Origin of the sequence: Aeromonas sp. s7(2024), assembly GCF_040907825.1 — a bacterium.
In the GTDB taxonomy this organism is placed as follows: domain Bacteria; phylum Pseudomonadota; class Gammaproteobacteria; order Enterobacterales; family Aeromonadaceae; genus Aeromonas; species Aeromonas veronii.
The window spans coordinates 192,860-204,200 of sequence record NZ_JBFOCM010000037.1; the positions used below are offsets into that span (position 1 = coordinate 192,860).

9 protein-coding genes are annotated in these 11,341 nt (G+C 58.0%); 6 read left to right on the plus strand and 3 right to left on the minus strand.

The window, feature by feature from the left end:
• Window positions 1–3: 3 nt before the first annotated feature.
• The 3 genes from AB5Y73_RS17550 to AB5Y73_RS17560 form a co-directional block, all read right to left on the minus strand.
• Complete coding sequence (locus tag AB5Y73_RS17550; protein WP_107684404.1) at window positions 4–468, minus strand: prepilin-type N-terminal cleavage/methylation domain-containing protein; 465 nt, start codon at window positions 466–468, stop codon at window positions 4–6.
• A 329-nt stretch (window positions 469–797) separates the two neighbouring features.
• On the minus strand, window positions 798–1,661 hold the full coding sequence (gene nadC, locus AB5Y73_RS17555; protein WP_043821973.1) for a carboxylating nicotinate-nucleotide diphosphorylase: 864 nt from the start codon (window positions 1,659–1,661) through the stop codon (window positions 798–800).
• Window positions 1,662–1,664: 3 nt separating this feature from the next.
• Window positions 1,665–2,135 carry a TIGR02281 family clan AA aspartic protease gene (locus tag AB5Y73_RS17560; RefSeq protein WP_107684317.1) on the minus strand — a complete coding sequence of 157 codons (471 nt, stop codon included), beginning with the start codon at window positions 2,133–2,135 and terminating at the stop codon, window positions 1,665–1,667.
• 130 nt (window positions 2,136–2,265) lie between these two features.
• On the opposite strand from AB5Y73_RS17560, the gene ampD reads away from it, so the two are divergent.
• The 6 genes from ampD (at window position 2,266) to AB5Y73_RS17590 (ending at window position 11,297) form a co-directional block, all read left to right on the plus strand.
• On the plus strand, window positions 2,266–2,841 hold the full coding sequence (gene ampD / locus AB5Y73_RS17565) for a 1,6-anhydro-N-acetylmuramyl-L-alanine amidase AmpD (RefSeq protein WP_107684316.1): 576 nt from the start codon (window positions 2,266–2,268) through the stop codon (window positions 2,839–2,841).
• 278 nt (window positions 2,842–3,119) lie between these two features.
• Window positions 3,120–3,884: a pyruvate dehydrogenase complex transcriptional repressor PdhR gene (gene pdhR, locus AB5Y73_RS17570; RefSeq protein WP_005336127.1), complete on the plus strand. Its 765-nt coding sequence runs from the start codon at window positions 3,120–3,122 to the stop codon at window positions 3,882–3,884.
• Between the two features lie 79 nt (window positions 3,885–3,963).
• Window positions 3,964–6,624, plus strand: a complete 2,661-nt coding sequence (aceE, locus tag AB5Y73_RS17575) for a pyruvate dehydrogenase (acetyl-transferring), homodimeric type (RefSeq protein ID WP_107684315.1) — start codon at window positions 3,964–3,966, stop codon at window positions 6,622–6,624.
• 123 nt (window positions 6,625–6,747) lie between these two features.
• Window positions 6,748–8,634 carry a pyruvate dehydrogenase complex dihydrolipoyllysine-residue acetyltransferase gene (gene aceF / locus AB5Y73_RS17580; protein WP_107684314.1) on the plus strand — a complete coding sequence of 629 codons (1,887 nt, stop codon included), beginning with the start codon at window positions 6,748–6,750 and terminating at the stop codon, window positions 8,632–8,634.
• 148 nt (window positions 8,635–8,782) lie between these two features.
• The gene (lpdA, locus tag AB5Y73_RS17585) at window positions 8,783–10,210 is read left to right on the plus strand and encodes a dihydrolipoyl dehydrogenase (protein ID WP_107684313.1); all 1,428 of its coding nucleotides are present in this window, start codon (window positions 8,783–8,785) and stop codon (window positions 10,208–10,210) included.
• A 124-nt stretch (window positions 10,211–10,334) separates the two neighbouring features.
• Entirely contained in the window at window positions 10,335–11,297 is a 963-nt protein-coding gene (locus tag AB5Y73_RS17590) for a sensor domain-containing diguanylate cyclase (protein ID WP_107684312.1), read from the plus strand.
• Window positions 11,298–11,341: the final 44 nt, after the last annotated feature.

Consider the following 11,341-nt stretch of genomic DNA (forward strand, 5'->3'; position numbering starts at 1 on the left):
ATTTTAGCAAAGACTATTTGCAAAACATGTCCCTGTATTACGAGTCCACGTTACTTGTTTTGTTGTGGCATCTACTGTTCCAACAAGAATAAATGTGGGGGCCTCTGGTGTTGTGCCAACTTCTTTAAAATCTGTGCCAGCAGTAGCGGTAATAGTGACACCAGTTGCTGCTGTATGTGTGGCGTCTACAGACGCTACAGTTGTACTACCAGATTTGAATGCATTAGTACCTGCCGTTTCAGCTTGTGTTGCACAGCCTGTATTAGCAGTTTCATCAAATGTTCCAGGTGTTGACTGAACACAAATTTCATAGGCTGTTTTAGCTGGGCCTGTTACAGCAATAACTTCTGAGAATTTAGCTTTTTCAGTGTAGGTCTGGTACGCCGGCAGTGCTACTGCCGCCAGAATGGCCACGATCGCGACCACGATCATCAGTTCAATAAGGGTAAAACCCGATTGTTTCTTCATTTCGCTCTTCATGGAAAATATCCTTTTATCCTTGGTTCCTGGGAAGTGTCGGTAGAAAACTATCCGAACGTCAGTATCTTATCCGAGCTTTCAGGGGTGGCAACAGAGATTGTCGCCCTTGTTAACAACTTTTCTATCATTTACCAAAAACATGATATAAATCATAAAACAAGAGGCTTCTAACGACTCTTTTTTATGGGGAGGGACGCGGGTCCGTCATTACACTCCTTTGCTGAGGGATCCTGCATAAAGAAAAGGCGCCCATGGCGCCTTTTGCAAGTTGTTTATCCGGTTAGGTCGAGTATTTGCTCAGGCCTGCGGGGTGAATCTCACTGCTGGATAAAGCGCATGGAGAGATCGAGCGCCCGTACATGCTTGGTCAGCGCCCCGACAGAGATAAAATCGACACCGGTGGCGGCAAACTCGGCCAAGGTGTCCAGCGTCACATTACCGGAGACTTCGAGCTTGGCGCGGCCCTGATTGATGGCGACGGCTTCACGCATCATGGTCACGTCGAAGTTGTCGAGCATCACGATATCGGCCTTTGCCGCCAGCGCCTGCTCCAGTTCTGCCAGTGATTCCACTTCTACCTCTACCGGTTTGCCCGGATTGAGATGACGAGCCTCATTAATCGCCTCGGCAATACCGCCACAGGCGAGGATGTGGTTCTCCTTGATGAGATAGGCGTCGTAGAGGCCGATGCGGTGATTCTTGCCGCCGCCACAGGTGACCGCGTACTTCTGGGCGGTGCGCAGCCCTGGGATGGTCTTGCGGGTGTCGAGCAGACGGCAGTCGGTGCCCTCCAGCTCTGCCACATAGCGAGCGGTGAGGGTGGCGACGCCGGATAGGGTCTGGACAAAGTTCAGGGCATTGCGTTCGCCGGTCAGCAGCAGGCGGGCAGGGCCATGGAGGCGGAACAGCTCCTGATTGGGGGAGAGCACTTCCCCATCCTGCACCTTCCACTCCACCTTTACGTCGCCGCCGAGTTGTACGAACACTTCATCCACCCAGGGCTGGCCGCAGAACACGCCGGCCTCACGGGTGATGACCCGGGCGCTGGCCATCCGATCCGCCGGGATCAGCTGGGCGGTGATATCGGCGCTGGCGTCCGGTTGGTCCAGTGTGGTGAGGGCATCGCCCAGATCTTCGAGTAGTGCGGCGCGCACGGCGCGGCTGACATCCTGTTGAAACATGCCTTATTCCTGCAAGGGTCTGAGCAGCAGTTGCCGCTCCTTTTGAACCAGCTCCAGCCGACCGAGGGCGTTCATGCCAACCAGCACTTCGTCACCGTCTGCCGCCGGATTGATAAAGATGGCCAGATCGTACAAGGTCAATGGCCCCATCGCCAGCGTTTCGATGGTGCCGTTGCCGACCCGGATCTGCCCCGCGGCGGTATTGACCTGGCTGCTGCCACGAGCGGTCAGGCCGAGCCGCTCGGCAACCTGCTGCGGGATGGTGATCCGGGTGGCGCCGGTATCGAGCAGCAGTTGCACCGGCTGGCCGTTGATGGCACCCTCCAGACGATAGTGGCCGCTCTGGTCGGCCCGCAGCAATAGCTCGCCGCTGGCGGTGACGCTTGGTTGGGTGCGGGAGTGAAAATAGAGGGTCAGCAGGCCCATCAAAGAGAGCCAGGCCAGTAACCACATCCAGCGTGCCGTGTGCTGCATACCCCATCCATATCGAGCGGAAGATGACTCAGCCTAACATACCATTTCCCTTTGATTCAGTGAGTTGGTGTCGGGTTGCCTATCAGGTATCTTCGTTTTCTCGCCATTTATCAGCCAATTCGAGTAGCCGATGACTCAACTCGCTTCGCAACCTTGTTTCTCTATCGATGCCGCTGGCTGGTGCCAGCAGGCGCGTCGGGTGCCTTCTCCCCATCACAACGAACGGGCCGCCCCGGACGATATCTCCCTGCTGGTGGTGCATGGCATCAGCCTGCCGCCGGGGGAGTTCGGCGGCCCCTTTATCGACGATCTCTTTATGGGACGACTCGACCCCGAGGCTCACCCCTATTTTGCCGGTATCCATCAGCTGCGGGTTTCGGCACACTGCCTGATCCGCCGTGATGGCGAGCTGGTGCAGTATGTGCCGTTCGGCGAGCGCGCTTGGCATGCGGGAATATCGAGCTGGCTGGGAAGGGAGGCATGTAATGACTTCTCCATCGGCATCGAGCTGGAAGGGACTGACGAAACCCCCTACACCGAGGCTCAATACCGGGCATTGGCAGGGCTCACTCGAGCTATCTCGGAGCGCTATCCGGCCATCACCCACGAAAAAATTGTCGGCCATTGCGATATCGCACCAGGGCGCAAGACGGATCCCGGAGCCAGTTTCCAGTGGGATTACTACCGTCAGTTACTAAACAGCTAAAGTAAATATTCAAATTTAGTTTGGATTTTAAAATCAATGGCTTGCCTATCTGGCAGGCCATTTTTGTCTCTGGTTGCGCAAATGTTATTTGTGAGCGCGGTCAAGAATATTGGTCAGACCATTTTCTATGAGCTAAATCATGTTTCCCCTGCTTTACCTCTTAAGTGGTGGGGCAGATTCTTGACTCAGATCATCTTTTGAGTGGACTTTTCAAAAGGCCTCTGCTAATTTTCGCCCCATCCATAAAATTGGTAATACCAATTTAACAAAGTAGCCTCATGCCCTATCGCAAGATTACGCAACCCAAGTTGGCCGACTCCATTGTCGCCGAGCTGGAACAGATGATTCTGGAAGGCAGCCTGCAGCCGGGACAGAAATTGCCTCCCGAGCGGGAACTCGCCATCCAGTTTCAGGTATCGCGCCCCTCCTTGCGCGAAGCCATCCAGCGACTGGAAGCGCGCGGATTGCTTTATCGCCGTCAGGGCGGCGGCACTTATGTGCAGAATGCCCTGAGCAAGGGGATCGCCGATCCTCTGTTCGAATTGCTCAGTACCCACCCGGAAGCACAGTATGACCTGCTGGAGTTTCGCCACGCGCTGGAAGGCATCTGTGCCTACTACGCGGCCTTGCGGGGAACCGGGTCTGATTTCGAGCGTATACGTCAGGTGCAAACCACCATCGAAGAGGCGGGCCAGCTGGGCTCGCTGGTGGCCGAATCGGCAGCCGTAACCCAGTTCTATCTGGCGGTGGCCGAGGCGTCCCACAACGTGGTGCTGCTGCACCTGCTGCGGGCCATGAGCCCGATGCTCGAACAGAACATTCTGCAGAATAACGAGATTTTGAATCGCCGCCCGGGAGTGGTAGCCAAGATACGTCGCCATCGCGCGAATCTGATCGAGGCTATTCTTTCGGGGGCTCCGGAGCGGGCCAGAACAGCTTGTCATGAGCATCTGGCCTTTATCGAGGACACCTTGTTGGATATGCAGAGGGAAGACAGCCGGATCCAGCGATCCATGCGTCGGATCCGTCAGCAGGAAAACTAATCCCACAAGGCTCTATTGTCGAATGCTTGCGCCCTTCGCCGTGCAATGCCGTGCAATCACAACAACATAGGAACCAGCCATGTCTGATATCCTGAAGAACGATGTGGACCCGATAGAAACGCTGGAGTGGCTTGCCTCTCTGGAATCCCTGCTGCGTGAAGAGGGTCCGCAACGCGCTCAGTTCATCCTTGAACAGTTGGCCGAGAAAGCCCGCGTAAGCGGTGTGGACGTGGCTGCCAAGGCAAATCGCGATTACATCAACACCATCCCGTCCAGCGATGAGCCGGACTACCCGGGTGACCTGGAGATGGAACGCCGCATTCGCGCCATCATCCGCTGGAACGCCATGATGATCGTGCTGCGCGCGTCCAAGAAAGACCTGGACCTGGGTGGTCACATGTCTTCCTTCGCTTCTTCTGCGACCATCTATGATGTCTGCTTCAACCACTTCTTCCGTGCTCGCAACGAGAAGGATGGTGGCGATCTGGTTTACTTCCAGGGTCACATCTCCCCGGGCATCTATGCTCGTGCCTTTGCTGAAGGTCGTCTGACCGAAGAGCAGCTGGACAACTTCCGTCAGGAAGTGGACGGCAAGGGTATCCCTTCCTATCCGCACCCGAAACTGATGCCGGACTTCTGGCAGTTCCCGACCGTCTCCATGGGGCTGGGCCCCATCGCCGCCATCTATCAGGCTCGCTTCCTGAAGTACCTGACCGACCGTGGCATCAAGGATTGCTCCGAGCAGACCGTTTACGCCTTCCTGGGTGACGGCGAGATGGACGAGCCGGAAGCCAAGGGCGCCCTGACCGTTGCCGTGCGTGAAAAGCTCGACAACCTGGTGTTCGTGGTTAACTGCAACCTGCAGCGTCTGGATGGTCCGGTTGTCGGTAACGGCAAGGTCATCAACGAGCTGGAAGGCCTGTTCGCCGGCGCCGGTTGGGATGTCACCAAGGTTATCTGGGGTCGCAAGTGGGATGAGCTGCTGAAGAAAGACACTTCAGGCAAGCTGATCCAGCTGATGAACGAGACCGTAGACGGTGACTACCAGACCATGAAGTCCCGCGACGGTGGCTACATCCGCGAGCACTTCTTCAACCGTTATCCGGAAACTGCCGCGCTGGTCAAAGACATGACCGACGAGGAGATCTTCGCTCTGAACCGCGGTGGTCACGATCCTCGCAAATTGTTCGCCGCATTCAACAAGGCGACCCAGACCAAGGGCAAGCCGACCGTTATTCTGGCCAAGACCATCAAGGGTTACGGCATGGGTGAAGCGGCCGAAGGCAAGAACATCGCCCACCAGGTCAAGAAGATGGAGCTGGACTCCGTGCGTCACCTGCGTGACCGCTTCAACCTGCCTGTGGCCGACGAGCAGCTGGCCGATCTGCCGTACCTGAAGATCGAAGCAGGTTCTGCCGAGCACAAATACCTGCACGACCGTCGCACCGCACTGAAAGGCTATGTGCCGACCCGTCTGCGTGAAAGCACCACCAAACTGGAAATCCCGGCACTGGATGCTTTCGGCCCGCTGCTGGGTGAGCAGGCGCGCGAAATCTCTACCACCATGGCGTTCGTGCGTTCCCTGAACGTGATGCTGAAAGACAAGTCCATCGGCAAGCGCATCGTTCCGATCCTAGCTGACGAAGCCCGTACCTTCGGTATGGAAGGTCTGTTCCGCCAGATCGGTATCTACAGCCCGCACGGTCAGCAGTACACCCCGCAAGACCGCGACATCGTCTCCTACTACAAGGAAGACAAGCAGGGTCAGGTTCTGCAAGACGGTATCAACGAGCTGGGCGCCATGTCCTCCTGGCTGGCTGCTGCGACCTCTTACAGCACCAACGATTGCCCGATGATCCCGTTCTACATCTACTACTCCATGTTCGGCTTCCAGCGGATCGGCGACATGGCGTGGGCAGCCGGTGACCAGCAAGCCCGTGGCTTCCTGCTGGGTGCAACCTCCGGTCGTACTACCCTGAACGGCGAAGGTCTGCAGCACGAAGATGGTCACAGCCACATCCTGGCGAACACCATCCCGAACTGCATCTCCTACGACCCGTCCTACGCCTATGAAGTGGCGGTGATCGTACAGGACGGCCTGCGCCGCATGTACGGTGAGAACCCGGAGAACGTGTTCTACTACATCACCACCCTGAACGAGAACTATGCCATGCCGGCCATGCCGGAAGGCGCCGAGGAAGGCATCCGCAAGGGTATCTACAAGCTGGAATCCGTCGCCGGTGCCAAGGCGAAAGTTCAGCTGTTGGGTTGTGGTTCCATCCTGGGTCACGTGCGCAAGGCTGCCCAGATCCTGGCCAGCGAGTACGGCATCGGTTCCGATGTGTTCAGCGTCACCTCCTTCAACGAGCTGGCTCGTGACGGTCAGGACGCGGATCGCTGGAACATGCTGCACCCGATCTCTGAAGCGCGTGTTCCCTACATCGCTCAGATACTGGGTTCCGAAGCCACCATCGCTGCGACCGACTACATGAAGTCCTTCGCCGATCAGGTTCGCGCCTTCGTTCCGACCGAGAACTACCGCGTGCTGGGTACCGACGGTTACGGCCGTTCCGACAGCCGTGCCAACCTGCGTCGTCACTTCGAAGTGAACGAGTTCTACGTGGTGGTTGCTGCTCTGACCGAACTGGCCAAGCGCGGCGAGGTAGACAAGCAGGTTGTGGCCGACGCCATCGCCAAGTACGGCATCGATGCCGACAAGGTCAACCCGCTGTACGCGTAAGTGGATCAAGGGTCGCGCCGTATGACGGCNGGCGCGACCCTGCCAGGATTTAAAACGGTTAACGCGAGATGTGCGTGGCGGCATCAGCCAGTCACGCGGATCGACGCAAGAGGATAAAGCACAATGTCCAAACAGATTATGGTGCCGGATATCGGCGCCGATGAAGTTGAAGTCACCGAGATCATGGTGGCCGTGGGTGACAAGGTCGAGCTGGACCAGTCCATCATCGCGGTAGAAGGCGACAAGGCCTCCATGGAAGTTCCGGCCCCGTCCGCCGGTATCGTCAAAGAGATCCTGATCAAGGTGGGCGACAAGGTTGCCACCGGTTCCCAGATCATGATCTTTGAAGCCGAAGGTGCTGCCGCCCCTGCTGAAGTGGCTGCACCGGTTGCTGCTCCGGCCGCCGCACCTGCCGCTGCCGTGCGCAAAGATGTGCACGTGCCGGACATCGGTGATGACGAAGTGGACGTGACTGAAATCATGGTTGCCGTGGGCGACATGGTTGAAGCCGACCAATCCATCATCGCCGTGGAAGGTGACAAGGCCTCCATGGAAGTGCCGGCTCCGTTCGCAGGTCGCGTGGTCGAGATCAAGGTTGCCGCTGGCGCCAAGGTTTCTACCGGTTCTCTGGTGATGGTATTTGAAGTGGCTGGCGCTGCGCCTGCTGCCGTTGCTGCTCCGGCTCAAGCTGCCGCGCCCGTGGCTGCAGCCCCGGTTGCCGCCGCTGCCAAAGAGGTCAACGTACCGGATATCGGTGGCGACGAAGTGGAAGTCACCGAGATCATGGTTGCCGTGGGTGACAAGGTTGAAGCTGACCAGTCCCTGATCGCCGTGGAAGGTGACAAGGCCTCCATGGAAGTGCCTGCGCCGTTCGCCGGTGTGGTCAAAGAGATCAAGGTGAAGGCGGGTGACAAGGTCTCCACCGGTTCCCTGATCATGGTCTTCGAAGTGGCTGGCGCTGCTCCTGCCGCCGCGCCGGTTGCTCAAGCTGCCGCCCCGGTCGCTGCAGCCCCTGTTGCCGCTGCTCCGGCTCCGGTTGCCCAGGCTGCTGCCGCTGCGACCGATTTCGTTGCCAACGACGCCTACGTGCACGCTTCTCCGGCGGTACGCCGTCTGGCACGCGAGTTCGGTGTCAACCTGGCCAAGGTGAAAGCCTCCGGTCGCAAGGGCCGCATCGTCAAAGAAGACGTGCAAGCCTACGTGAAGGATGCCATCAAGCGTGCCGAGTCCGCTCCTGCCTCTGCCGGCGTAGCCGGTGGCAACGGTCTGGGCGTTCTGCCGTGGCCGAAAGTAGACTTCAGCAAGTTCGGTGATGTGGAAGAGGTCGATCTGACCCGCATCCAGAAGATCTCCGGTCCGAACCTGCACCGCAACTGGGTCATGATCCCTCATGTCACCCAGTTCGACGAAGCCGATACCACCGAGCTGGAAGCGTTCCGCAAAGAGCAGAACGCGATGCTCGAGAAGCAGAAGGCCGACGTGAAGATCACCCCGCTGGTGTTCATCCTGAAAGCCGCCGCCAAGGCGCTGGAAGCTCACCCGCGCTTCTGCAGCTCCCTGTCCGAAGATGGCAGCAAGCTGATCATGAAGAAGTACATCCACATCGGTGTGGCGGTAGATACCCCCAACGGTCTGGTTGTGCCCGTGGTGCGCGATGTTAACAAGAAGGGCATCATGGAGCTCTCTCGCGATCTGGCCGAGATCTCCAAGAAGGCCCGTGCCGGCAAGCTGACCGCTGCCGACATGCAGGGCGGTTGCTTCACCATCTCCAGCCTGGGTGGCATCGGCGGTACCAGCTTTACCCCGATCGTCAACGCGCCGGAAGTGGCCATCCTCGGTGTTTCCAAGTCCGAGATGAAGCCGAAGTGGAACGGTAAAGAGTTTGCGCCGCGCCTGATGCTGCCGCTTGCTCTGAGCTACGACCACCGCGTGATCGATGGTGCCGATGGGGCTCGCTTCATCACCACCATGAACGGCGTGCTGTCCGACATTCGTCGACTGGTCCTGTAAGTGAGAGGGCGGGCCCAGAGCCTGCCCTTTTTACTTCTCATTTCATTAACATGATCGTAAACTTGCCCCGTTTTTTTCACGGCTGCAGCCACCCGTTTCGGTATAAGACTGCGCTGTCCGGGGATATAAGAACGACAAAGAGGTCATGATGAGTAAAGAAATCAAAACCCAGGTCGTAGTACTGGGTGCTGGCCCTGCCGGTTATTCCGCTGCTTTCCGTGCAGCCGATCTGGGTCTGGATACTATTATCGTCGAGCGTTACTCCACCCTGGGTGGCGTCTGCCTGAACGTGGGCTGCATCCCCTCCAAGGCGCTGCTGCACGTTGCCAAAGTGATTGAAGAAGCCAAGGCGCTGGCCGAGCACGGCATCGTCTTCGGTGCACCGCAGACTGACATCGACAAGATCCGTCTGTGGAAAGAGAAGGTTATCAACCAGCTGACCGGCGGTCTGGCTGGCATGGCCAAGATGCGTAAAGTTCAGGTTGTTAACGGCTTGGGTAAATTTACCGGCCCGAACACCCTCGAAGTGGAAGGTGCCGACGGCAAGACTACCGTGACCTTCGACAACGCCATCATCGCGGCCGGTTCCCGTCCGGTGAAGCTGCCGTTCATCCCCCACGATGACCCCCGCGTATGGGACTCTACCGATGCGCTGGAGCTGAAAACCGTTCCCGGCAAACTGCTGGTTATCGGTGGCGGCATCATCGGTCTGGAGATGGGTACCGTTTACTCCTCTCTGGGTTCCGAGATCGACGTGGTGGAATTTGCCGACCAGCTGGTTCCGGCTGCCGACAAAGACATCGTCAAGATCTATACCAAGCGCGTCGCCAAGAAATTCAACATCATGCTGGAGACCAAGGTCACCGCAGTTGAAGCTCGCGAAGACGGCCTGTACGTCTCCTATGAAGGCAAGCACGCTCCGGCCGAGCCGGTTCGTTACGACAACGTGCTGGTTGCCGTAGGTCGTGTGCCGAACGGCAAGATGCTGGATGCCGAGAAGGCAGGCGTTGCCGTGACCGAGCGCGGTTTCATCGAGGTGGACAAGCAGCTGCGTACCAACGTGGCGCACATCCACGCCATCGGTGACATCGTTGGCCAGCCGATGCTGGCACACAAAGGTGTTCACGAAGGTCACGTTGCCGCCGAAGTTATCGCCGGCAAGAAGCACTACTTCGACCCGAAAGTGATCCCGTCCATCGCCTACACCGAGCCAGAGATGGCATGGGTTGGTCTGACCGAGAAGGAAGCCAAGCAACAGGGCCTTAACTTCGAAGTCGCTACCTTCCCGTGGGCTGCTTCCGGTCGCGCCATTGCGTCCGACTGTTCCGACGGTATGACCAAGCTGATCTTCGACAAGGAGAGCGGCCGAGTCATCGGTGGTGCCATCGTCGGTACCAACGGTGGTGAACTGCTGGGTGAAATCGGTCTGGCCATCGAGATGGGTGCGGACGCCGAAGATATCGCGCTGACCATCCACGCTCACCCGACTCTGCACGAGTCCGTGGGTCTGGCTGCCGAAGTGTTCGAAGGCTCCATCACCGACCTGCCGAACTCCAAGGCCAAGAAGAAAAAGTAATTTTCTTCCCCGCTTGTCTAAAAAGCCGCTCGAATGAGCGGCTTTTTGTTTTCTCCTTGCTGCCCCGACTTCGACAAAGCCCAATATGCTAAAGATAGGTTTTGGCACTGACGAGAGAGGCACGATGCTAGAAGCACCCATTCCACCCGATGAGGCATTGCGGTTGGAGACCCTGCGGCGGCTATCTTTGCTGGATTCCGAGGCCGAGGAGCGGTTTGACCGGCTGACCCGCATGGCCCGACGGGTGTTCAATGTCCCCATCGCGCTGGTGAGTCTGGTGGATGAAGATCGCCAGTGGTTCAAATCCTGTATTGGTCTGGAGGTCCGTGAGACCGCCCGGGACATCTCGTTTTGTGGTCACGCCATCATGGGCAATGAGACCTTTATAGTGCCGGATGCTTCGCAGGATCCCCGCTTTGCCGACAATCCGCTGGTGGTGGGTGGGCCCGGCATCCGCTTCTATGCCGGACAGCCACTGCGGATCGCCAACGGTTGCAAACTGGGGACGCTCTGCATCATCGATACGGTGCCACGGGAATTGAGCGACGAGGATGTGGGACTGCTCAAGGATCTGGCTGCGATGGTGGTGCGCGAGCTAGAAGCAGTGCAGCTGGCCACCATTGATGAGTTGACCCTGATCTCCAATCGGCGCGGGTTCGTGATGCTGACGGAGAAGAGCCTCTCGCTGGCCAGTCGCTTGCAGATGCCACTGGCACTGCTCTATCTGGATCTCAATGGCTTCAAGGGGATCAACGATAGGTGGGGGCATTCAGAAGGGGATCGGGCCCTGATCGCCTTTGCCACTCTGCTCAAGCAGGCTTTTCGTGGCGCCGACGTGTTTGCCCGCATGGGCGGCGATGAGTTCGCCGTCCTGCTGCCCAATGTGGTGGAGGCGCAGGCGCAACTGGCTTATGAGCGTTTCAATGTCATGTTGGCCGAGCACAATCAGCACAGTGGTTGCGGTTATGCACTGACCTGCAGCACCGGAATTGTCTGCTATGACGGGCGCGGTTGTGCCTCTCTGGCCGAGCTGCTCACCCGCGCGGATGAGCTGATGTATCAGCGCAAACGGGATGGCAAGGGCTGACGGCTATGCCGGATTAGCCGCCACCAAAACAACAGAGAGCGCTA

Coding starts and splice junctions, on each gene's coding strand:
- aceE (WP_107684315.1), top strand. CDS start 3,964: ATGTCTGATATCCTGAAGAACGATGTGGACCCGATAGAAACGCTGGAG.
- aceF (WP_107684314.1), top strand. CDS start 6,748: ATGTCCAAACAGATTATGGTGCCGGATATCGGCGCCGATGAAGTTGAA.
- nadC (WP_043821973.1), bottom strand. CDS start 1,661: ATGTTTCAACAGGATGTCAGCCGCGCCGTGCGCGCCGCACTACTCGAA.
- ampD (WP_107684316.1), top strand. CDS start 2,266: ATGACTCAACTCGCTTCGCAACCTTGTTTCTCTATCGATGCCGCTGGC.
- AB5Y73_RS17550 (WP_107684404.1), bottom strand. CDS start 468: ATGAAGAAACAATCGGGTTTTACCCTTATTGAACTGATGATCGTGGTC.
- AB5Y73_RS17590 (WP_107684312.1), top strand. CDS start 10,335: ATGCTAGAAGCACCCATTCCACCCGATGAGGCATTGCGGTTGGAGACC.
- pdhR (WP_005336127.1), top strand. CDS start 3,120: ATGCCCTATCGCAAGATTACGCAACCCAAGTTGGCCGACTCCATTGTC.
- lpdA (WP_107684313.1), top strand. CDS start 8,783: ATGAGTAAAGAAATCAAAACCCAGGTCGTAGTACTGGGTGCTGGCCCT.
- AB5Y73_RS17560 (WP_107684317.1), bottom strand. CDS start 2,135: ATGCAGCACACGGCACGCTGGATGTGGTTACTGGCCTGGCTCTCTTTG.